This window comes from Streptomyces sp. NPDC094143 (assembly GCF_040303825.1).
Taxonomy (GTDB): domain Bacteria; phylum Actinomycetota; class Actinomycetes; order Streptomycetales; family Streptomycetaceae; genus Streptomyces.
In genome coordinates this window covers 1-19,973 of record NZ_JBEOTZ010000010.1, presented here as the reverse complement: position 1 = coordinate 19,973, position 19,973 = coordinate 1, and the positions used below count along the sequence as shown (strand labels likewise).

Annotated in this window: 17 protein-coding genes, 2 pseudogenes and 1 riboswitch; of the genes and pseudogenes, 13 read left to right on the top strand and 6 right to left on the bottom strand. The window is 72.7% G+C overall.

Annotation, left to right across the window (positions count from 1 at the left end):
* Positions 1–28 precede the first annotated feature (28 nt).
* Together ABTZ58_RS15315 and ABTZ58_RS15310 are read right to left on the bottom strand one after the other, a co-directional pair.
* A pseudogene (locus tag ABTZ58_RS15315) lies at positions 29–139 on the bottom strand (FHA domain-containing protein); the annotation flags it as partial.
* 133 nt (positions 140–272) lie between these two features.
* Positions 273–869 carry a hypothetical protein gene (locus tag ABTZ58_RS15310; RefSeq protein WP_351355689.1) on the bottom strand — a complete coding sequence of 199 codons (597 nt, stop codon included), beginning with the start codon at positions 867–869 and terminating at the stop codon, positions 273–275.
* A gap of 275 nt (positions 870–1,144) precedes the next feature.
* On the opposite strand from ABTZ58_RS15310, the gene ABTZ58_RS15305 reads away from it, so the two are divergent.
* The 9 genes from ABTZ58_RS15305 to ABTZ58_RS15265 all read left to right on the top strand — a co-directional run bounded on the left by ABTZ58_RS15305 (position 1,145) and on the right by ABTZ58_RS15265 (position 13,176).
* Positions 1,145–1,999 (top strand): bifunctional methylenetetrahydrofolate dehydrogenase/methenyltetrahydrofolate cyclohydrolase, encoded by an 855-nt coding sequence (locus ABTZ58_RS15305; protein WP_309096137.1) that lies wholly within the window; start codon positions 1,145–1,147, stop codon positions 1,997–1,999.
* A complete protein-coding gene (locus ABTZ58_RS15300; protein WP_351355686.1) occupies positions 1,989–2,660 on the top strand; it encodes a DUF3017 domain-containing protein in 672 nt (223 codons plus the stop codon). The genes ABTZ58_RS15305 and ABTZ58_RS15300 overlap by 11 nt, the downstream gene beginning before the upstream one ends.
* Positions 2,661–3,027: 367 nt before the next feature.
* A complete protein-coding gene (locus ABTZ58_RS15295; protein WP_351355683.1) occupies positions 3,028–4,314 on the top strand; it encodes a helix-turn-helix domain-containing protein in 1,287 nt (428 codons plus the stop codon).
* A gap of 326 nt (positions 4,315–4,640) precedes the next feature.
* On the top strand, positions 4,641–5,630 hold the full coding sequence (locus ABTZ58_RS15290) for a malate dehydrogenase (protein ID WP_351355680.1): 990 nt from the start codon (positions 4,641–4,643) through the stop codon (positions 5,628–5,630).
* A gap of 230 nt (positions 5,631–5,860) precedes the next feature.
* Positions 5,861–7,381, top strand: a complete 1,521-nt coding sequence (locus ABTZ58_RS15285; protein WP_351355677.1) for an aldehyde dehydrogenase family protein — start codon at positions 5,861–5,863, stop codon at positions 7,379–7,381.
* A gap of 252 nt (positions 7,382–7,633) precedes the next feature.
* Positions 7,634–9,166, top strand: coding sequence for a GMC family oxidoreductase (locus tag ABTZ58_RS15280; protein ID WP_351355674.1), 1,533 nt, complete (start codon positions 7,634–7,636; stop codon positions 9,164–9,166).
* Between the two features lie 32 nt (positions 9,167–9,198).
* On the top strand, positions 9,199–10,269 hold the full coding sequence (locus tag ABTZ58_RS15275; protein ID WP_351356152.1) for a quaternary amine ABC transporter ATP-binding protein: 1,071 nt from the start codon (positions 9,199–9,201) through the stop codon (positions 10,267–10,269).
* On the top strand, positions 10,269–12,218 hold the full coding sequence (locus tag ABTZ58_RS15270; protein ID WP_351355672.1) for an ABC transporter permease: 1,950 nt from the start codon (positions 10,269–10,271) through the stop codon (positions 12,216–12,218). The genes ABTZ58_RS15275 and ABTZ58_RS15270 overlap by 1 nt, the downstream gene beginning before the upstream one ends.
* A 1-nt stretch (position 12,219) precedes the next feature.
* A complete protein-coding gene (locus tag ABTZ58_RS15265; protein ID WP_351355669.1) occupies positions 12,220–13,176 on the top strand; it encodes an ABC transporter substrate-binding protein in 957 nt (318 codons plus the stop codon).
* Positions 13,177–13,182: 6 nt separating this feature from the next.
* Here the strand turns inward: ABTZ58_RS15265 and ABTZ58_RS15260 are convergent, their stop codons facing one another.
* From ABTZ58_RS15260 to ABTZ58_RS15250, 3 genes are read right to left on the bottom strand one after another with little or no spacing between them, the layout of a single operon-like run.
* Positions 13,183–13,899 carry an isocitrate lyase/PEP mutase family protein gene (locus tag ABTZ58_RS15260; protein ID WP_351355666.1) on the bottom strand — a complete coding sequence of 239 codons (717 nt, stop codon included), beginning with the start codon at positions 13,897–13,899 and terminating at the stop codon, positions 13,183–13,185.
* On the bottom strand, positions 13,896–14,342 hold the full coding sequence (locus ABTZ58_RS15255; protein WP_351355663.1) for a carboxymuconolactone decarboxylase family protein: 447 nt from the start codon (positions 14,340–14,342) through the stop codon (positions 13,896–13,898). Before ABTZ58_RS15255 ends, ABTZ58_RS15260 begins: the two co-directional genes overlap by 4 nt.
* Positions 14,339–14,845 carry a carboxymuconolactone decarboxylase family protein gene (locus ABTZ58_RS15250; RefSeq protein ID WP_351355660.1) on the bottom strand — a complete coding sequence of 169 codons (507 nt, stop codon included), beginning with the start codon at positions 14,843–14,845 and terminating at the stop codon, positions 14,339–14,341. The genes ABTZ58_RS15255 and ABTZ58_RS15250 overlap by 4 nt, the downstream gene beginning before the upstream one ends.
* 47 nt (positions 14,846–14,892) lie before the next feature.
* On the opposite strand from ABTZ58_RS15250, the gene pdxR reads away from it, so the two are divergent.
* On the top strand, positions 14,893–16,281 hold the full coding sequence (pdxR, locus tag ABTZ58_RS15245; protein ID WP_351355657.1) for a MocR-like pyridoxine biosynthesis transcription factor PdxR: 1,389 nt from the start codon (positions 14,893–14,895) through the stop codon (positions 16,279–16,281).
* 78 nt (positions 16,282–16,359) lie between these two features.
* Here pdxR and ABTZ58_RS15240 read toward each other — a convergent pair.
* Positions 16,360–16,548: pseudogene (locus tag ABTZ58_RS15240) on the bottom strand (hypothetical protein); the annotation flags it as partial.
* Positions 16,549–16,773: 225 nt separating this feature from the next.
* On the opposite strand from ABTZ58_RS15240, the gene ABTZ58_RS15235 reads away from it, so the two are divergent.
* From ABTZ58_RS15235 to ABTZ58_RS15225, 3 genes are all read left to right on the top strand, one after another.
* A complete protein-coding gene (locus ABTZ58_RS15235; protein WP_309095892.1) occupies positions 16,774–17,121 on the top strand; it encodes a hypothetical protein in 348 nt (115 codons plus the stop codon).
* A 14-nt stretch (positions 17,122–17,135) separates the two neighbouring features.
* Positions 17,136–18,317: a glutathionylspermidine synthase family protein gene (locus ABTZ58_RS15230; protein WP_351355654.1), complete on the top strand. Its 1,182-nt coding sequence runs from the start codon at positions 17,136–17,138 to the stop codon at positions 18,315–18,317.
* A 45-nt stretch (positions 18,318–18,362) separates the two neighbouring features.
* Positions 18,363–18,448, top strand: a riboswitch (ZMP/ZTP riboswitch).
* Between the two features lie 31 nt (positions 18,449–18,479).
* Positions 18,480–19,925, top strand: a complete 1,446-nt coding sequence (locus ABTZ58_RS15225) for a glycine hydroxymethyltransferase (protein WP_351355651.1) — start codon at positions 18,480–18,482, stop codon at positions 19,923–19,925.
* Positions 19,926–19,973: the final 48 nt, after the last annotated feature.

Here is a 19,973-nt window from a genome sequence, read left to right as displayed (position 1 = left end):
GGAAGGTGTGAAGGGGGTGGGCAACGTTGTCGGGCGCGGACCTGCCGGGGGTGGGGCGTGGGCCGGGCGCGCAGCGGTTGGGGGTGCGGTCTCGTTCGTCCTCCGTGGTCGGCGGAGGTACCACGACGATGCTGTACAAGGTGCTCTCCCCGTGCCTGGACAGCTACCACCGTCAGACTAGGGCGACGCACCAGGGCCGTGCCCCCCTCGTACGGGTGAGACACGGCCCTTGGATGTGATTGGCGTGAAGTGGTCCGGTCGACCGGGTCCGCTCAGTAGCGGGGGCGGTTGAACCAGGCCTTGCCGGCCGCGTTGCCGACGAACACCGCCACCAGGACGGCCAGGATCGTGTGCACCAGGCCGACGATGACGAACGGGTAGATGCCGAGGACCGCCGTGATGATGGCGAAGACCAGGATCGTCACGCGGGCGCCGTTGCCGCCGTTCTTGAACTTCGTCGCCAGCACGGCCGCGAACACCAGCCAGGCCAGGCCGAACACCACGTAGCCCCAGATCACGCCGGTCGAGTCACCGACGAGGTCCTGGAAGGCGGTGTTGTCCTTGAGGGACTCGTCGTCCTTCGCGGCGTTCAGCGCGATGGCGGAGAAGGCGAAGATGGCCACGCCGAGGACCTGGAGGCCGACGATCACCCACAGCATCACGCGGGCCGCGTTCACCGAGCCGGGCATCGTGGTCGGGGCGGCGGGTCCTGCGCCGTAGGGGGAGACCGGAGGGGCCTGCGGGTAGCCGTAGCCGGGCGCCTGTCCCTGCTGCTGCGGGTAGCCGTAGCCCTGCTGCTGCTGCTGCTGCTGCTGCGGCTGCTGCCCCTGGGGCTGGCCGTAGGGGTTGTTCGGGTCGCCGAAGCTCATGGCGGACTTTCCTCCGTTGTTCCGAGTGCGGGGACGACGCGTGACGTCCGTACGGAGGAGAGCTCTTCAGATTGCGACCGTCCCCCCGTTGAACTGCCCGCGGCACTTGTCAGGTCATCGTTCTGCACCACTGACCGGCTTGTCCAGCCGCATTCCCGATGTGTTGTGCAAGTGCAACATCGCTGATCATGGGCGGATACGGGCGGAGCGCACCCCCGGTGCCCGGATTGCGGGCGGATTGGAACCGGGGCGGGGTCATCCGCGAGGATGGGGCCATGACCGCCCAGATTCTCGATGGCAAGGCCACCGCAGCCGCGATCAAGTCCGATCTGACCGCCCGCGTGGCGGCGCTGAAGGAGAAGGGCGTCACGCCCGGCCTCGGCACGATCCTCGTCGGGGACGACCCCGGCAGCCAGAAGTACGTCGCCGGCAAGCACCGCGACTGCGCGCAGGTCGGCATCGCCTCCATCCAGCGTCAGCTGCCCGCCACCGCCACGCAGGAGGAGATCGAGGCGGTCGTGCGCGAGCTGAACGAGGACCCGGCCTGCACCGGGTACATCGTGCAACTCCCGCTGCCCAGGGGCATCGACGAGAACCGCATCCTGGAGCTGATGGACCCGGACAAGGACGCCGACGGCCTGCACCCGATGAACCTCGGCCGTCTCGTCCTGAACGAGCCGGCGCCGCTGCCCTGCACCCCGAACGGCGTGCTGACCCTGCTGCGGCAGTACGGCGTGGAGATCAAGGGGGCCGAGGTGGTGGTAGTCGGACGCGGCGTGACCATCGGCCGGCCGATGCCGCTGCTGCTCACGCGGCGCAGCGAGAACGCGACCGTGACCCAGTGCCACACCGGCACGCGCGACCTGTCGGCGCACCTGAAGCGCGCGGACATCATCGTCGCGGCGGCCGGATCCGCCCATCTGATCCGCGCCGAGGACGTCAAGCCGGGCGCGGCCGTCCTCGACGTCGGTGTCTCGCGCAGCGCCGAGGGCAAGATCGTGGGCGACGTCCACCCCGACGTGGCCGAGGTCGCCGGCTTCATCTCCCCGAACCCCGGCGGGGTCGGCCCGATGACCCGCGCGCAGCTGCTCGTCAACGTGGTCGAGGCGGCGGAGCGCAGTGCCGGCTGACCGCGACGCAGCGAGCACGCCGGGCGCCGCGCCCGGCCCGGACGGGGCGGTCGCGTCCGACGCGCACGACGACCCCGGGGGCCGTGACGGCCAGGCCCGGTCAACCGGGCTCGAGGACCGTCAGGGCCACGACGGCCGTGAGAGCCCCGTCGGGCGCGACGGCCAGGACGGCCGGGGCGGCGGTCCTGGCGTGGCGGACGAGGGCGACGGCGAGGAGTTCACCGTGCGTGACCCCGTCAGCGCCCCCGGCGCCGACGGACGGCCGCGGCGGGTCACCCGGCGGTTCCCGCTGTTCACCAAGGACACCGCGCGCCCCGAGGGCGGTGGCCGGGCCGCGTCCGGGGACGCGCCCGCGCCGGCCCGGCAGTGGCCCGTGCTCACCGTGCTGGGGATCGCCGGGCTCGGGCTGCTCATCACCGCGTTCGACCAGTTCCGTCTCGGCACGCTGCTGATCGGCGTCGCCCTGCTGGGCGGCGGCGCGCTGCGCTGGCTGCTCCCGGACGTCGGCATGCTCGCCGTCCGCTCCCGCTTCACCGACATCGTCACGTGCGGCGTGCTGGGCACCGTGATCGTCCTGCTGGCGCTGATGGCCCAGCCGCATCCGCTGCTGCAGATCCCCTTCCTGAAGGACACCCTGCACTTCACGGTCACCAGCGAATGACCGGACGACGGCCCGTCCCCTCCCCCGAGGAAGGACGGGCCGCCGCCGCGATCCACCCTCGTGCACCGCGAACGGCCTGTTCAACGCCTGTCAGTACGCTGTGGCACGGAAGTGACGGTTCCGGTACGTCCTGCTTCCGATTCCGCACGAAGTGGTGCGACACGGGGGTTGGCATGGACAATCGGGACGGTCCAGGGTGTATCGCGCGCGGTCCCCACGCTTCTGTGCGCCCCTCGTCGGGGAACTGAGATCCTGACTGGACGCATCCCAGTGGGTAGCCACAACGGGGATCGGCCCAGGCCGCCACGCGCGGGGCGAACAGCGCGGGAAAGAACAGCACGTACCGGGGGGAAGAGGGTGGGAAGCAATGCCTCGTTGGAAGGCCTTGCCGGATGAGCTCGATCCACAGATCAGGGAGTTCACCAGCCAGCTGCGCAGACTCGTGGACCGCAGCGGTCTGAGCATCGCGTCGGTGGCGGACCGCACGGGCTACAGCAAGACGTCGTGGGAGCGGTATCTGAACGGCCGGCTGCTCGCGCCCAAGGGCGCGATCGTGGCCCTGGCCGAGGTCACCGGGACCAACCCGGTGCACCTCACCACGATGTGGGAGCTCGCCGAGCGTGCCTGGAGCCGCTCGGAGATGCGGCACGACATGACGATGGAGGCCATCCGGATCTCCCAGGCGCGCGCCGCGCTCGGCGAGTTCGGCGGCCAGGACTTCGGCGCCGCCGCGGCCGGCTCCAGGGAGGACGGCAGATCCGGGGGCGGCAAGCCGTCCCGCCGGAGCGGCAGCGCCACGGTCACGCCGGGCATCGCGGGCCCGGCGGGCGTCGTCCCGAGCGTGCCGTCGCAGCCGACGGCGCCCGAGGTCCAGGACTCCGCCGGCACCGGCCTGCGGGAGGACCGCAGCGAGGTCAATTCCTGGGGGCTGGCCGGGTACAAGGGCCCGTCGCCGACCGGCCCGGGAGTGGGTGGACGCACGTCCGGCACCGGCGCCTGGCCCGGCTCCGCGGACGCGGCCGGAGCGCCCGGCGCGTCCGCCCGGCCGGCGGCCGTGGGCGCGTCCGGCGCGCCGCAGGACGCCGTCCCGGCCGCCGGCGGTGGCGGCCGGGCCGGTGGCCGCGGCCGGGGGGCCGGCCCGGGGCACAAGGGCGGTTCCGCCGGCAAGCGGCGGACCGGGACGTTCCTCGCGGGGATCGTGGGCGTGCTCGTGGTGATCGCCGGCGCCTTCTACCTCACCGGCGGCGGCGGTGACGACGACGTCAAGGGCGGCGCCCAGTCGCCCACGCCGACCGCGGGCACCGACCGGAACCTGCCGCCCGGTGTGAAGTGCAGCGGTGACAGCTGCACCGGCAAGGACGCGGAGAACATGGGATGCAGTGGTGACCTGGTGACCACGGCCCGGACCGCGACCGTCGGCACGACCGTCGTGGAGGTCCGCTACAGCGAGACCTGCAAGGCGGCCTGGGGCCGTATCACACAGGCCGCGCAGGGCGACGAGGTCCAGATCAGCGCCGGCAAGGCGAAGCAGAACGGCAGCATCACCGCGGCCGGCGACACCATCGCGTACACCCCGATGGTGGCCGTCAAGAGCGCCGCCGACGCCAAGGCGTGCGCGACGCTCGCGGCCGGCGGGCAGGGCTGCACGGAGTAGCGGGAAGCGGGGCTCCGCGGGGGGCGAAGGATTCCGCCGGGGGAGGCATGCCCGCCGGAATCGGGGGCAGGCGATCCGTACCCCCACGGGACCGGCATCGTCGGTATCCCCCTCAGGCGGCCGCCTCCGTCCTCCTCTCCCGGACGGGCGGCCGCCTCTTGTGTGACGGGTGGCGGGTTGTGGGCCGGGCCACACCGACCCGGCCGTCCGGGATCCCGGATGCGCGATAGCCTGACCGCTTGATGGATCTCTTGACGCCAAGAGATCGATCAAACGTCCGGGGCAGGGACCCCGCCCCTACCGCCAGCTGTCATACGGAGAACGCCATGACCCGCACTCCCGTGAACGTCACCGTCACCGGCGCGGCCGGCCAGATCGGTTACGCCCTGCTCTTCCGCATCGCCTCCGGTCAGCTGCTCGGCGCGGACGTGCCGGTGAAGCTGCGCCTGCTGGAGATCACGCCGGCGCTCAAGGCGGCCGAGGGCACGGCCATGGAGCTGGACGACTGCGCGTTCCCGCTCCTGCAGGGCATCGACATCACGGACGACCCGAACGTCGCCTTCGACGGCGCCAACGTCGCTCTGCTCGTCGGCGCCCGCCCGCGCACCAAGGGCATGGAGCGCGGCGACCTGCTGGAGGCCAACGGCGGCATCTTCAAGCCGCAGGGCCAGGCCATCAACGCCCACGCCGCGGACGACATCAAGGTCCTGGTCGTCGGCAACCCGGCCAACACCAACGCCCTGATCGCCCAGGCCGCGGCGCCGGACGTCCCCGCCGAGCGGTTCACGGCGATGACCCGCCTGGACCACAACCGCGCCCTGACCCAGCTGTCGAAGAAGACCGGCACCCCGGTCTCCGAGATCAAGAAGCTGACGATCTGGGGCAACCACTCCGCCACGCAGTACCCGGACATCTTCCACGCCACGGTCGCCGGCAAGAACGCCGCCGAGGTCGTCAACGACGAGAAGTGGCTCGCCGACGACTTCATCCCGACCGTCGCCAAGCGCGGCGCCGCCATCATCGAGGCCCGGGGCGCCTCGTCGGCCGCGTCCGCCGCCAACGCCGCCATCGACCACGTCTACTCGTGGGTCAACGGCACCCCCGAGGGCGACTGGGTCTCCATGGGCATCCCGTCGGACGGCTCCTACGGCGTCCCGGAGGGCCTGATCTCCTCCTTCCCGGTCACCTGCAAGGACGGCAAGTACGAGATCGTCCAGGGCCTGGACATCAACGACTTCTCGCGCGCCCGGATCGACGCCTCCGTCAAGGAGCTGGAAGAGGAGCGCGAGGCGGTCCGCGGCCTCGGCCTCATCTGACCGCACGCCGCACGCGTCTTCGCGCGGGCCCCGCACCGGATCTCCGGTGCGGGGCCCGCGCGCTGTTCGACGAGTCTTTCGTTCCCTTTGTCCGCATCTCCCGTGACGCAGCGCACTTTCGGCCACCCAGGCGCATGCATCCGGGGGCTCTCGGGCAGGCGAACCCGGTCTCTTGGTGGCACGTGTGTGACACGGAGACGCTGACCAGGAACGGAAGGCGAAGAGCGACCATGGCGGAAAGTACCGAGCTTCAGGCGAGTCAAACCATCCACGCGGGAGGAGAATGGCGCGCGGCCGTCTCCGGGGCCACGCGCGAGATCCTCGACCCCGCGGACGCCCTGCCCTTCGCCGTCGTCGCGGAGGGCGACGAGAAGGACACCGACGTCGCGGTCGCGGCGGCCCGGCGGGCGTTCGACGAGGGCCCCTGGCCCCACACGCCCGCCGCCGAGCGGGCCGCGCTGCTGCGCCGGGTGGCCGACCTGCTCGTGCGGGACCGGGAGAAGCTCGGCCGGCTGGAGGCCCGGGACGCGGGCAAGACGGTCGAGGAGGGTCGCGTCGACATCGACTGTGTTGCCGACGCCTTCCGCTACTTCGCCGACCTGGTCGCCGCCGAGGCCCCGGGCCGGGTCGTGGACGCGGGCTCGCCGGACGTCCACAGCGTCGTCGTGCACGAGCCCGTCGGCGTCTGCGCGATGATCACGCCCTGGAACTACCCGCTCCTGCAGGCCAGTTGGAAGATCGCCCCTGCCCTCGCCGCCGGCAACACCTTCGTCGTCAAGCCCAGCGAGATCACGCCGATGACGACCATCGCGCTGATCGACCTGCTCGTCGAGGCCGGACTGCCCGCCGGAGTCGCCAACATCGTCACCGGACCGGGCCACACGGTCGGCGCCCGGCTCTCCGAGCACCCCGACGTCGACCTGGTCTCCTTCACCGGCGGTCTGCTCAGCGGCACCAAGGTCGCCCAGGCCGCCGCGCCCACCGTCAAGAAGGTCGCCCTCGAACTCGGCGGCAAGAACCCCAACGTCGTCTTCGCCGACGCCTGCGCCACCGAGGAGGGCTTCGACACCGCCGTCGACCAGGCCCTCAACGCGGCCTTCATCCACAGCGGCCAGGTCTGCTCGGCCGGGGCCCGCCTCATCGTCGAGGAGTCGGTGCGCGACCGGTTCGTCGCCGAACTCGCCCGCCGGGCCCGGAAGATCCGCCTGGGCCGGGGCACCGAGGACGGCGTCGAGTGCGGCCCGCTCGTCTCCGAGCAGCAGCGCGCCAAGGTCGAGGCGTACGTCGCCTCCGCCCTGGCGGAAGGGGCGGTGCTGCGCTGCGGCGGCAAGCGCCCCGAGCCGTCCCCCGAGCGGCCGGAGAACGGCTACTTCTACGAGCCGACCGTCCTCGACCACTGCCACCGCGAGATGCGCGTCGTCCGGGAGGAGGTCTTCGGGCCGGTCCTCACCGTCGAGACCTTCCGCACCGAGGACGAGGCCGTCGCCCTGGCCAACGACACCGAGTACGGACTCGCGGGTGGCGTCTGGACCGCCGACCCGGGCCGCGCCCGCCGCGTCGCCGGCCGGCTGCGCCACGGCACCATCTGGATCAACGACTTCCACCCCTACCTGCCGCAGGCGGAGTGGGGCGGATTCGGCAAGAGCGGAGTGGGCCGCGAACTCGGCCCGGCCGGTCTCGCCGAGTACCGGGAGACCAAGCACGTCTACCAGAACCTCGCCCCCAAGCCGGTGCGCTGGTTCGCGGGCTGACCCGTCGGCCCGGATCACCGCCCTGGTCCGGGCCGCCCCCGGGTCCGGATCACCCCCGGTCCGGGCGCCCTCCACCGGCCCGGATCCCCGGTCCGGGCCCCCCTGGCCCGGATCTCCCGGGGCGCGCCCCCTCGGCCCCGATTCCCCCGGTCCGGGCCGACCCGGCCGGCCCCGGGGCGCCCCCCGGCCCCGGGCGGGTTCCCCCACACCTCCGAGCCCGTCCCCCTCATCCCCCTCTGGAGCAAGCACGCCATGTCCCACACCAGTCATGAGTACGACTATGTCGTGATAGGCGGCGGAACCGCCGGTTCCGTCATCGCCTCCCGCCTCACCGAGAACCCGGATGTGACCGTCGCCGTCATCGAGGGCGGCCCCAGCGACGTCGGCCGCGACGACGTGCTGACCCTGCGCCGCTGGATGGGCCTGCTCGGCGGCGAGCTCGACTACGACTACCCCACCACCGAACAGCCCCGCGGCAACTCGCACATCCGGCACAGCCGGGCCCGCGTCCTGGGCGGTTGCTCCTCGCACAACACCCTGATCGCCTTCAAGCCGCTGCCCGCCGACTGGGACGAGTGGGAGGCCGCCGGCGCCGAGGGCTGGGGCGCGGCGCAGATGGAGGCGTACTTCGCCCGGCTGCTCAACAACATCGTCCCGGTCGACGAGAAGGACCGGAACGCCATCGCCCGCGACTTCGTCGACGCCGCCCAGGAAGCGCTGGGCGTGCCCCGCGTGGAGGGCTTCAACAAGAAGCCCTTCACCGAGGGCGTCGGCTTCTTCGACCTCGCCTACCACCCCGAGAACAACAAGCGCTCCTCGGCGTCGGTGGCCTACCTGCACCCGGTGATGGACGAGCGGCCCAACCTGACGATCCTGCTGGAGACCTGGGCGTACAAGCTCCAGCTGGACGGCAACCGCGCCGAGGGCGTGCACGTGCGCACCAAGGACGGCGAGGAGATCCTCGTCCGGGCCCGCAACGAGGTCCTGCTCTGCGCCGGCGCCGTCGACTCGCCCCGGCTGCTGCTGCACTCCGGCATCGGTCCGAGGGCCGACCTGGAGAAGCTCGGCATCCCCGTCACGCACGACCTGCCGGGCGTCGGCGAGAACCTGCTCGACCACCCCGAGTCGGTCATCGTGTGGGAGACCAACGGCCCCATCCCGGAGAACTCCGCGATGGACTCCGACGCGGGCCTGTTCGTGCGCCGCGACCCCGAACTGGCGCACCCCGACCTGATGTTCCACTTCTACCAGATCCCGTTCACGGACAACCCGGAGCGACTGGGCTACCAGCGGCCGGAGTTCGGCGTGTCGATGACCCCGAACATCCCCAAGCCCAGGAGCCGCGGCCGGCTCTACCTGACCAGCGCCGACCCCGAGGTCAAGCCGGCCCTGGACTTCCGCTACTTCACCGACGAGGACGACTACGACGGCCGCACCCTCGTCGACGGCATCCGCATCGCCCGCGAGATCGCCAGGACCGAGCCGCTGGCCGGCTGGCTCAAGCGCGAGGTCTGCCCCGGCCCGGAGGTCACCGGTGACGAGGAGCTCAGCGAGTACGCCCGCAAGGTCGCGCACACCGTCTACCACCCGGCCGGCACCTGCAGGATGGGCGCCGCCGACGACCGACTGGCCGTCGTCGACCCCGAGCTGCGCATCCGGGGTCTGGAGGGCATCCGCGTCGCCGACGCCTCCGTGTTCCCCACCATGACCACCGTGAACCCGATGATCGGCGTGCTCATGGTCGGGGAGAAGGCCGCCGAGCTGATCGGCGGTGGTGCCAAGTGACCGCGACCCTCGAACCCCCGGCGGAGCAGACCATGGACACCACCCCCGTCTTCTCGGTGGAGGGCCTGTGGAAGGTGTTCGGCCCCAAGGCCGACCGCGTCCCGGGCGACCCCGCGCTCACCGCCCTCGACCCCGCCGAACTGCGCGCGCGCACCGGCTGCACCGCCGCCGTCCGGGACGTCAGCTTCGACGTGCGCAAGGGCGAGGTCTTCGTCGTCATGGGCCTGTCCGGCTCCGGCAAGTCCACCCTCGTGCGCTGTCTCACCCGGCTGATCGAGCCCACCGCGGGCACGATCGCCATCGACGGCGAGGACGTCCGCGCCATGGACCGCACCCGGCTGCGCGAACTGCGCCGCCACCGCGCCGCGATGGTCTTCCAGCACTTCGGCCTGCTGCCGCACCGCACGGTCCTCGACAACGTCGCCTACGGCCTGGAGATCCAGGGCATGGGCAAGGCCGAACGGCGCGAACGGGCCGCCGAGGTCGTCGCCAAGGTCGGCCTGGAAGGCATGGAGCACCGCCGCCCCGGCCAGCTCTCCGGCGGCCAGCGCCAGCGCGTGGGCCTCGCCCGGGCCCTCGCCGTCGACCCCGAAGTCCTGCTGTTCGACGAGCCGTTCAGCGCGCTCGACCCGCTGATCCGGCGCGACATGCAGGAGGAGGTCGTCCGGCTGCACCGCGAGGAGGGCCGCACGATGGTCTTCATCACCCACGACCTCCAGGAGGCCCTCAAGCTCGGCGACCGCATCGCCCTGATGCGCGACGGCCGGGTCGTCCAGCTCGGCACGCCCGAGGAGATCGTGGGCGCGCCCGCCGACGACTACGTCCGCGAGTTCGTCCGGGACGTCCCGCGCGAGCAGGTCATGACGGTCCGCACGGCCATGCGCCGCCCGTCGGCGGAGCTGGACGGCAGCGGACCGGCGGTCCGGCCCGAGGCGACGGTCTCCGAGGCCATCGAGGCGGTCGCCCGCGCCGGTCTTCCGGCCCGGGTCATGGACCACGGCCGGTGCGTGGGCATGGTCGACTCCGACACCCTCCTCGGGGTCGTCGCCGGCACGGAGCAGCCCGCCCCGCCGGGGACGGAGCAGCCCGGGGAGGCGGTGTGATGGCGACCATCACGGCGAACCCGCCGCGCCTCGGTCTGCCCGGGCTGCTGAAGAACCGGACCGTGCGCAAGCTCCTCCTGCTCGCCGTCGCGGCGGCGGTCCTCGTGCCGCTGGCCGATGCCCGCTGGGCCAGCGGCACCTGGCCGAGCGCGCTGACGGTCGACTTCTCCGAGCCGCTCGCCAAGGCCAGCGACTGGATCATCGACAACCGCGACAGCCACCCGCTGTTCCTCTACTTCTTCGGCCACGTCAGCAACGTCGTCGTCATCGCCGTGCGCGCCGTCTACCTCGCCCTCCTCGCCGTCGGCTGGGCGGGGGTCACGGCTCTGGGCGCCCTGGTCGCCTGGCGGGTCGCCGGTGTGAAGCTCGCGCTCGGCACGGCCGTCGCCTTCCTCGCCTGCGGCCTGCTCGGCATGTGGGTGCCGACCATGCAGACCCTCGCCCTGATGGTCGTCGCGGTCCTCGCCTCGATCGCGGTGGGCGCGCTGCTCGGGCTCGCCGCCGGGCTGTCCGACCGGATGGACCGCGCCCTGCGCCCGGTCCTGGACACCATGCAGGTGCTGCCCGCCTTCGCCTACCTGCTGCCCGTCGTCCTCGTCTTCGGCATCGGCGTCCCCGCGGCCGTCCTGGCCACCGTCGTCTACGCCGCCCCGCCCATGGCCCGGCTGACCTCGCTGGGCCTGCGCCGCGCCGACAAGGAGGTGCTGGAGGCCGTCGAGTCGCTCGGCGCCACCGCCCGCCAGCGGCTGCTGACCGCGCGCATCCCGCTGGCCCGCAAGGAACTCCTCCTCGGCGTCAACCAGACGATCATGATGGCGCTGTCCATGGCCGTCATCGCCGCCGTCATCGGCGCGGGCGGTCTCGGTGACCGCGTCTACCAGGCCCTGGCCTCGGTCGACGTGGGTGCCGCGCTCGCCGCCGGCATCCCGATCGTGCTGCTGGCCGTCGTCCTGGACCGCGTCACCGGCGCGGCCGGGGAGAGGCTCGGCGCCGAAACCGAGCCCCACAGCGGGCGCGCCTGGCTGTACGCCCTCGCCGGGGTCGTTGCCGTGGCGGTCGCCGGGCGGCTCGCGGGCCGCCTGGACTGGCCCGATGCGTGGGTCGTCGGCATCGCCGAGCCCGTCAACCGGGCCGTGGACTGGATGACCGCGCACCTGTACTCGGGCGTGCCCGTCGTCGGCGGCACCGCCGACTGGGCGGGCCACTTCACCGCCTGGGTCCTGGACCCGGTGCGTGACGGGCTGCAGGGGCTGCCCTGGTGGGCTGTCCTGCTGATCGTCGCCGCCCTGGCCTGGGTCATCGGCACCTGGCGCACCGCCCTGACCGCCGTCCTCGCCATGGCCGCCATCGGTGTCCTCGGCGTGTGGAAGCCGTCCCTCGACACCCTTTCCCAGGTGCTCGCGGCCGTCGCCGTCACCCTCGTCGCCGGCTTCGCCGTCGGGATCGCCGCGGCCCGCAGCGACCGCCTGGAGCGGGCCCTGCGTCCCGTGCTGGACGTGTTCCAGACGATGCCGCAGTTCGTGTACCTCATCCCGGTCGTCGCGCTGTTCGGCGTCGGCCGCGCCCCGGCCGTCGCCGCCGCGATCGTCTACGCGCTGCCGGCCGTCGTCCGCATCACCACCCAGGGCCTGCGCCAGGTCGACCCGGCCGCCCTGGAGGCGTCCGGATCGCTCGGCGCGACGAGCTGGCAGCAGCTGCGGCAGGTGCAGCTCCCGCTGGCCCGCCCGGCGCTGCTGCTCGCCGTCAACCAGGGTCTCGTCCTGGTCCTCGCCGTCGTCGTCATCGGCGGCCTGGTCGGCGGCGGCGCCCTCGGCTACGACGTCGTCTTCGGCCTCGCCCAGGGCGACCTGGCGACCGGTCTGGTGGCCGGCGCGGCGATCGTCTGCCTCGGCCTGATGCTCGACCGGGTGACGCAGCCCACCGGACGCCGCGCGAGGAAGGGAGCCTGACATGCGGATCCGTACCACCGCCGCGGTCGCCGCGGCGAGCTGCCTGGCGCTGCTCACCGGCTGCGGTGCCGCCGACATGACCAAGCAGGCCTCACCGTTCGCGAACGCGCAGGGCGCGAAGACCGTGACCCTGTCCGTGCAGTCCTGGGTGGGCGCGCAGGCCAACGTGGCCGTCGCCCAGTATCTCCTGGAGCACGAGCTGGGCTACCGCGTCGACACCGTCCAGGTCGACGAGGTGCCCGCCTGGGACGCGCTCAGCCAGGGCCGGGTCGACGCGCTCCTGGAGGACTGGGGCCACCCCGAGCAGGAGAAGCGGTACGTCGACGACAAGAAGACGATCGCCCGCGGCGGTGAACTCGGCGTCACCGGCCACATCGGCTGGTTCGTCCCGACATACCTCGCCGAGCGGCACCCGGACATCACGAACTGGAAGAACCTCGACAAGTACGCCGACCTCTTCCGCACTGCGGAGAGCGGCGACAAGGGCCAGCTGATGGACGGTTCGCCGTCCTACGTCACCAACGACAAGGCCCTGGTGAAGAATCTGAAGCTGGACTACCAGGTGGTGTTCGCCGGGTCCGAGGCGGCGCAGATCACGCAGATCAAGCAGTTCGCCAAGGAGAAGAAGCCCTTCCTCACCTACTGGTACTCGCCGCAGTGGCTCTTCGAGAAGGTCCCGATGACCGAGGTGAGGCTGCCGCCGTACAAGGAGGGCTGCGACGCCGATCCGGAGAAGGTCGCCTGCGCCTATCCGCACACGCCGCTGGAGAAGTACCTCAACGCGGACTTCGCGCGGAAGGGCGGCAAGGCGGCGGCCTTCCTCAAGAAGTTCAAGTGGACGACGGAGGACCAGAACGAGGTCTCCCTGATGATCGCCGAGCGGAAGATGTCCCCCGAGGACGCGGCGAAGAAGTGGGTGGACCGTCACGAGTCCACGTGGCGGAAGTGGCTGTCCTGACGTCCCCTACCTCAACCCGGCGGCGATCTCCCGCAGTGCGCGGGCGGCCCGCCGCTGGAGCCCCGGCCCGAAGGTGACCCGGGTGGCCCCTCGCGCGCCGAGTTCGGCGGGCGAGGGGCCGTCCTCGGTGAAGACCCCCGCGTTGAGCGGCCCCTGGATCCCGGCCCGCAGCAGCGGCAGGACCGCCAGGGGCGCCCCGACCGGGTAGACGCAGTCGGCGCCCGCCGCCACGTACAGCGCGGCCCGCTCGATGGCCCGTGCGGGATCGGCGACCCCGCGGGCGAAGGTGTCCACCCGGGCGTTGACGAAGAGCCGGTCACCGGCCGCCGCCCGCACCTCGGCGAGCCACTCGGCGTGCCGGTGGGGGTCCTTGAGCACCCCGTTCCCGGAGTCCTCCAGGTTGCAGCCGACCGCGCCGGTCTCCAGCAGCCGCTCCACCAGTTCCCCGGGCGCGAGCCCGTACCCGCCCTCCACGTCCGCCGACACCGGCACGTCGACGGCCCGGACGATCCGGGCGACCGCCGCGAACATCTCGTCGGCCGGGACCTGCCCGTCCTCGTACCCGAGGGAGGCGGCGACCCCGGCGCTGGGCGTGGCCAGCGCCGGGAACCCGGCCTCCACGAACACCCGGGCGCTGGCGGCGTCCCAGGGGCCGGGCAGCACGAGCGGATCGTCCGGTGTCCGGTGCCGGTGCAGGGCGCGGAACACGTCGGCCTTGCTCATGGTGTGTATCCCCCCGGCGGAATCCGGCGGGCGACCATCATCCGGTTCCAGTTGTTGATGGCGACGATCAGACCGACCAGATGGGCCAGCCGGGCCTCGTCGAAGTGCTTGGCGGCCCGCTCGTACACCTCGTCCGGCACGAAGCCCCCGGTCAGCACGGTCACCGCCTCGGTCAGCGCCAGCGCCGCCCGCTCCCGCTCGCCGAAGACGTCCCCGGCCTCCTCCCAGGCGGCCAGCAGATCGAGCTGCCGCTCGCTCACCCCGTACCGCCGGGCGATCGCGAGATGCATGTCGAGACAGAACGCGCACCGGTTGAGCTGCGAGGCGCGGATCACCACCAGCTCGGCCAGGGCCGGGTCGCCCAGCCCCTGCTTCGCCGCGGCGCTCAGGGCCGACATAGCCCGGGCCACCGCCGGGTCGAGCGCCCGCGTCCGGGCCGTCACTTGTACTGGCCCGGCTGGTAGTGCCCCGGCGCCATGCGGCAGGTCACCCCGAACCGGTTCCAGGCGTTGATCGTGGTGATCGCCGCGAGCAGCTGCGCCAGCTCCGCCTCCTCGAAGTGCCGGGCGGCGTTGTCGTACACCGCGTCCGGCACGAACCCGTCCGTCAGGACCGTCACGGCCTCCGTCAGCTCCAGTGCCGCGATCTCCTTCTCCGTGTAGAAGTGCCGCGACTCCTCCCAGGCGCTGAGCTGCACGATCCGCTCGACCCGCTCGCCCGACGCCAGGGCGTCCTTGGTGTGCATGTCGATGCAGAAGGCGCAGTGGTTGATCTGGGAGGCGCGGATCTTCACCAGCTCGTACAGCGTGTGGTCGAGGCCCTGCCGGGCGGCGATCTCCAGCCGGACCATCGCCTTGTAGACCTCGGGTGCGTGCTTGGCCCAGTCCAGGCGGGCCGGCTGTTCGGGAGCGTAGGTCCTGCTCGTCTCGTCGGAGTGTGTCGTCATGCCCTCGACCCTAGGGAGGAAGCAGCCCAGGAGTATGGTCCATTTCCATGGCGGATCAGTGGGCCACTTTGGGCGTCGACCTGCACCTGGAGCCGGCCGGCCCGGGCCTGCGCAGAGGGCTGACCGACGCCCTGCGCGAGGCGGTGCGCTCGGGCCGGCTCGCCCCGGGCACCCGGCTGCCCTCCTCCCGCTCGCTCGCCGCCGACCTGGGCCTCGCCCGCAACACGGTCGCCGGCGCCTACGCCGACCTGGTCGCCGAGGGCTGGCTCACGGCCCGGCAGGGCTCCGGCACCCGGGTCGGGGAGCGGACGGTCGTACCGCCCGCCGGGACGGCCTCCCACCCCCGTGAGCGGGCCCGCCCCGCCTACGACCTGCGCCCCGGCAGCCCCGACCTGACGTCCTTCCCGCGCGCCGAGTGGCTCAGGGCCGCCCGCCGCGCCCTCGACGCCGCCCCGTACCACGCCCTGGACTACGGCGACCCGCGCGGCCGCCCCGAGCTGCGGACGGCGCTCGCCGGGTACCTCGCCCGGGCCCGGGGCGTGCGCGCCGACCCCGAGCGGATCGTGGTGTGCGGTGGATTCGCGCACGGCCTGAAACTGCTCGGCACGGTCCTGCGGGCGCGCGGGGCAGGGACGGTCGCGGTGGAGTCGTACGGCCTGGACGTGCACTGGAAGGTCCTGACCGGGTCGGGACTGCGCACCGTCCCGCTGCCCTTCGACCGCCGGGGCACAGACCCCGGCGACCTGACCGGCACGGACGCGGTCCTGCTCACCCCGGCCCACCAGTTCCCCATGGGGGTGCCCCTGCACCGCGACCGCCGGGCCGCCGTCGTCGACTGGGCGCGCCGCACCGGCGGGCTGGTGCTGGAGGACGACTACGACGGCGAGTTCCGCTACGACCGGCAGCCCGTCGGCGCCCTCCAGGGGCTGGACCCCGACCGGGTGGTCTACCTGGGCACCGCGAGCAAGTCCCTCGCGCCCGGGCTGCGGCTGGCCTGGACGGTGCTGCCGCCGGACCTCGCCGAGGAGGTGGCCGCGGCCAAGGGCGGCGTCGACACCTGCGGGGTGCTCGACCAGCTGACCCTGGCCGAGTTCCTCACCTCAGGCGCCTACGACCGGCACGTCCGCGCCACCCGCCTGCGCTACCGGCGCCGCCGGGACGCCCTGGTCGCCGCCGTGGCGGCCCGGGCCCCCGAGGCCCGGGTCACCGGCATCGCGGCCGGTCTGCACGTCCTGCTGCGGCTGCCGCCCGGCACCGAGCAGTCGGTCGTCCAGGCCGCCCACTGGCGGGGCCTGGCGGTCCACGGGCTGGCCGGCTACCGGCACGCCGACGCGGCCGCCGAGCCGTTCGACGCCCTGGTCGTCGGGTACGGGACGCCGCCGGACCACGCCTGGTCGGGAGCGCTGGACGCGCTGTGCGCGGTACTGCCCGGCTGAGCGGCGGGTCCTTCCCCGGCCGGGCCGGCACCTCCGCTCACTCCGGCGCGACCGCCCCGGCCGGCTCCCGCACCGGCGCTCCCCGAACCGCGACGACGCCAGCGCCCCCGCCACCGCGAAACCGGCGATCGCCAGCCAGCCGGGACCCGGCCGCGTCCGGTCCCCGAGCCGCACCCCACCGATCACCGCGGGCGCGACCGTCTCCCCGAGGACGAGCCCCGCCGTGGCGGTCGTCACCGACCCGCGCCGCAGGGCCGAGGTCAGCAGCCCGTCCGGCCCGGTCGCCGCGGCGGCCCGAGCGGCGGTCGCCTGCGGCACCGTCGCCGTACCGAAGCAGACCGCCGCACCAAGGGTGCACACCATGCCAAAGATCACAAATCGACGGCAGGTCAGGGGCGTGCGCAGGGGGGCCGTGCACGCCCGCTCACACCGATCTCTAGGCTGACCGTCCGGCAGTACATGACGGAAGACGCACGGGGGAGAAGCGGCGGTATGGCGGAGACACGGCGGCGACTGCGTTCCAGCACGGTGGTCCTCGGCGGCATGGGCGTCCTCGCGGCGGCCCTGTCCGCCTGCGGCTCCGACCCGGACCGCCGCTGTGTGGACCGCGACAGCTACGACTACATCAACGGCTACAAGATCGTCGCCGACAAGAACTGCAAGTCGGGCTCCTCCACCGGCAAGAGCCGCAAGAAGACCGGCAAGGCCACCGGCACGAACGCCGACTGGTACTACGACGCCGACGTCAGCGGCGGCTGGGCCGACGACGGCACCTTCAGCCGCAGCGAGGCCGTCGACCGGGGCGGCTTCGGCTGCTCGGGCGGCAGCGGCGGCGGCTGACCGGACACGCGCGCATGGAACGCCGCACCACCGCACCCCGCCCCGGCTGGCAGCGGACCGTCGAGGAACAGGGCCTGATCTACCCCCTGACCCGCTACCCCGACGGCTCCCTGCGCCCCTACTGGGACGAGAGCGCCTACTACGTCTTCAGCCTGCCCGAGATCGAGGCCCTGGAGGAGGTGGTCGAGGAGCTCCACCGCATGTGCCTGGCGGCGGCCGAGCACATCGTCACCGAGGACCGCTTCGCCGACCTGGGCATCACCGACCCCCGGGTGGTCCGGGCGGTCACCGAGGCCTGGCACCGCCGCGCCGAACTCCCCTCCCTCTACGGCCGCTTCGACCTCCACTACGACGGCACGGGCCCGGCCAAGCTCCTGGAGTACAACGCCGACACCCCCACGTCCCTGGTGGAGGCCGCGTCCCCCCAGTGGTTCTGGATGGAGGAACGCTTCCCCGGCGCCGACCAGTGGAACTCCCTCCACGAGCGGCTCATCGACGCCTGGAGGAAGCAGGCGGCCCTCCTCCCTCCCGGCAGCCCCCTCTACTTCGCCTACTCCTCGGCGGACGAACTGGGCGAGGACCTCATGACGGTCGCCTACCTCAAGGAGACCGCCGAGCAGGCCGGCCTGCCCACCGACTGGATCTCCATGGAGGAGATCGGCTGGGACCGCCTCTCCGGCCGCTTCGTCGACCAGCGCCTGCGCTTCATCCGCAGCGTCTTCAAGCTCTACCCCTGGGAGTGGCTCACCACCGACCGCTTCGCCGGCCACGTCCTCGACACCCTGGACAACGGCGGCGGCACGGGCTCCACGCTGTGGATCGAACCGGCCTGGAAGATGCTCCTCAGCAACAAGGCCCTGCTGGCGGTCCTCTGGGACCTCTACCCCGGCCACCCCAATCTCCTGCCCGCCCACCTGGAGGGTCCGCGCGACCTGGCCGCCACGGGCTGGGTCGCCAAGCCCCTCCTGGGCCGCGAGGGAGCGGGCGTCACGATCCACGAGCCCGGCGCGGACCCCGCCCCGCGCGACGAACCCTGCTGCTACCAGCAGCTGGCCCCGCTGCCCGACTTCGACGGCAACCGCGTGGTCCTGGGCGCCTGGGTGGTGGAGAACGAGTCGGCGGGCCTGGGCATCCGCGAGTCGTCGGGTCTGATCACGGACGAGTACGCGAGGTTCCTGCCCCACGTGATCCTCTGAGGGCCGAAACCCGCGCCCGGCCGCGCGGGGCGACCCGGTAGGCTGACCGAGGGCCGTGACTGGCGCGCTGGGATGGACGAACCATCGGGGAGCGGCCCGAACGACAAGAGCCGTGCGCCTGGGCCGTACCGTGAACGCTGAACGCAACGTCCGGAGGTCCCCATGTCAGCAGAGCTCAGCCCCGCTTCCACCGCCTACCGCGCCGCCCTCGACGTCATCCGCGCCGTGGAGCCGCGCGTCGCGGACGCCATCGGCCAGGAGGTCGCCGACCAGCGCGAGATGCTCAAGCTGATCGCCTCCGAGAACTACGCCTCCCCGGCCACGCTCCTGGCGATGGGCAACTGGTTCAGCGACAAGTACGCCGAGGGCACCATCGGCCGCCGCTTCTACGCCGGCTGCCGCAACGTCGACACCGTCGAGTCCCTCGCCGCCGAGCACGCCAAGGAGCTCTTCGGCGCCCGCCACGCGTACGTCCAGCCGCACTCCGGCATCGACGCCAACCTCGTCGCCTTCTGGTCGGTGCTGGCCCAGCGCGTGGAGGTCCCGGCCCTGGAGAAGGCCGGCGTCCGCCAGGTCAACGAGCTCTCCGAGGAGGACTGGGCGGAGCTGCGCCGCGCCTTCGGCAACCAGCGCATGCTCGGCATGTCCCTGGACGCCGGCGGTCACCTCACCCACGGCTTCCGCCCGAACATCTCCGGCAAGATGTTCGACCAGCGCTCCTACGGCACCGACCCGGCCACCGGCCTGCTCGACTACGAGGCCCTGCGCGCCACGGCCCGCGAGTTCAAGCCGCTGATCATCGTCGCGGGCTACTCGGCCTACCCCCGTGTGGTGAACTTCCGGATCATGCGCGAGATCGCCGACGAGGTCGGCGCCACGCTCATGGTCGACATGGCGCACTTCGCCGGCCTGGTCGCGGGCAAGGTCCTCACCGGCGACTTCGACCCGGTCCCGCACGCCCAGATCGTGACGACGACCACGCACAAGTCGCTGCGCGGCCCCCGCGGCGGCATGGTCCTGTGCGACGACTCCCTGAAGGACCAGGTCGACCGCGGCTGCCCGATGGTCCTCGGCGGCCCGCTCCCGCACGTCATGGCCGCCAAGGCCGTCGCCCTCGCCGAGGCCCGCCAGGAGTCCTTCCGCGACTACGCCCAGCGCATCGTCGACAACTCCCGGGCCCTGGCCGAGGGCCTGATGCGCCGCGGCGCGACCCTGGTCACCGGCGGCACGGACAACCACCTGAACCTGATCGACGTCGCCTCCTCCTACGGCCTCACCGGCCGCCAGGCCGAGGCCGCCCTGCTGGAGTCGGGCATCGTCACCAACCGCAACGCGATCCCCGCCGACCCGAACGGCGCCTGGTACACCTCCGGCATCCGCATCGGCACCCCGGCCCTGACCACCCGCGGCCTCGGCACGGCCGAGATGGACGAGGTCGCCGGCCTGATCGACCGCGTCCTGACCACCGCCGAGCCGGGCACCACCAAGTCGGGCGCCCCCTCCAAGGCCTCCCACGTCCTCGACGCGAAGGTGGCGGACGAGATCTCCCGCCGCGCCACGGACCTGGTGGCGGGTTTCCCGCTGTACCCGGAGATCGACCTCGGCTGAAGCGCTCCGTGAGGGTCGTGGGGAACCGCCGGCCGGCGGTTCCCCACG

What these genes read in the sequence shown, in the direction of transcription:
- ABTZ58_RS15310 (WP_351355689.1), bottom strand. Translation starts at nt 869, where the DNA reads ATGAGCTTCGGCGACCCGAACAACCCCTACGGCCAGCCCCAGGGGCAG.
- ABTZ58_RS15305 (WP_309096137.1), top strand. Translation starts at nt 1,145, where the DNA reads ATGACCGCCCAGATTCTCGATGGCAAGGCCACCGCAGCCGCGATCAAG.
- ABTZ58_RS15295 (WP_351355683.1), top strand. Translation starts at nt 3,028, where the DNA reads ATGCCTCGTTGGAAGGCCTTGCCGGATGAGCTCGATCCACAGATCAGG.
- ABTZ58_RS15290 (WP_351355680.1), top strand. Translation starts at nt 4,641, where the DNA reads ATGACCCGCACTCCCGTGAACGTCACCGTCACCGGCGCGGCCGGCCAG.
- ABTZ58_RS15285 (WP_351355677.1), top strand. Translation starts at nt 5,861, where the DNA reads ATGGCGGAAAGTACCGAGCTTCAGGCGAGTCAAACCATCCACGCGGGA.
- ABTZ58_RS15280 (WP_351355674.1), top strand. Translation starts at nt 7,634, where the DNA reads ATGTCCCACACCAGTCATGAGTACGACTATGTCGTGATAGGCGGCGGA.
- ABTZ58_RS15275 (WP_351356152.1), top strand. Translation starts at nt 9,199, where the DNA reads ATGGACACCACCCCCGTCTTCTCGGTGGAGGGCCTGTGGAAGGTGTTC.
- ABTZ58_RS15270 (WP_351355672.1), top strand. Translation starts at nt 10,269, where the DNA reads ATGGCGACCATCACGGCGAACCCGCCGCGCCTCGGTCTGCCCGGGCTG.
- ABTZ58_RS15265 (WP_351355669.1), top strand. Translation starts at nt 12,220, where the DNA reads ATGCGGATCCGTACCACCGCCGCGGTCGCCGCGGCGAGCTGCCTGGCG.
- ABTZ58_RS15260 (WP_351355666.1), bottom strand. Translation starts at nt 13,899, where the DNA reads ATGAGCAAGGCCGACGTGTTCCGCGCCCTGCACCGGCACCGGACACCG.
- ABTZ58_RS15250 (WP_351355660.1), bottom strand. Translation starts at nt 14,845, where the DNA reads ATGACGACACACTCCGACGAGACGAGCAGGACCTACGCTCCCGAACAG.
- pdxR (WP_351355657.1), top strand. Translation starts at nt 14,893, where the DNA reads ATGGCGGATCAGTGGGCCACTTTGGGCGTCGACCTGCACCTGGAGCCG.
- ABTZ58_RS15235 (WP_309095892.1), top strand. Translation starts at nt 16,774, where the DNA reads ATGGCGGAGACACGGCGGCGACTGCGTTCCAGCACGGTGGTCCTCGGC.
- ABTZ58_RS15230 (WP_351355654.1), top strand. Translation starts at nt 17,136, where the DNA reads ATGGAACGCCGCACCACCGCACCCCGCCCCGGCTGGCAGCGGACCGTC.
- ABTZ58_RS15225 (WP_351355651.1), top strand. Translation starts at nt 18,480, where the DNA reads ATGTCAGCAGAGCTCAGCCCCGCTTCCACCGCCTACCGCGCCGCCCTC.